The sequence below is a fragment of the Vibrio sp. YT-19(2023) genome, assembly GCF_033337395.1.
In genome coordinates, this window is sequence record NZ_JAWOQN010000664.1 from 1 (window position 1) to 635 (window position 635).

1 protein-coding gene is annotated in these 635 nt (G+C 50.2%); it reads left to right on the forward strand.

Annotated elements, in window-relative coordinates:
* The coding region (locus R7E78_RS27755; protein ID WP_318058838.1) for a methyl-accepting chemotaxis protein at positions 1-635 on the forward strand (635 nt) is incomplete at both ends.

Below are 635 nucleotides of genomic sequence, written 5' to 3' on the forward strand. Positions count from 1 at the left end.
ACTGCATGACGTGATTCAAATGCAAATCAACGCATCCGACGAGCTAGCGACACTGACGGAAGTGATGACACTGAGCATGTCAGAAACTAAAGAGTCGGCGCAAGAAGAGTTCAACGAGATTGACCAACTGGCGACGGCCATGAGTGAGATGTCATCGACCGTACAAACGGTGGCTGATCATGCTCAAACGGCTTCTTCTTTGACGGAACAGGCGTCCACGCAAGCCGTGACAGGTCAACAGTTCTTGCAAAGTACAGTGGCGAAGATGAGCGAGCTATCTTCAGATATTGCTTCTTCTGCACAAGCCGTAAACCAAGTTGAAGAGCGTGTTGAGTCGATTGGTATCGTAGTGGGTACGATTCAAGGCATTTCTGAGCAAACCAATCTGCTTGCACTGAATGCAGCGATCGAGGCTGCACGTGCGGGCGAAAGTGGCCGAGGCTTCGCGGTAGTGGCCGATGAAGTCCGTATGCTAGCGGCGCGAACTCAGGAATCGACAAAAGAGATCCAGACCATCATTGAAGAGCTTCAACAGCAATCTGGTCACGCGAATGAAAGCATGCACTCAAGCTTAGCCATGCTGTCAGACAACCAAGCTCTGGCACAAGAAGTTAGCCAATCACTTGCTAATATCA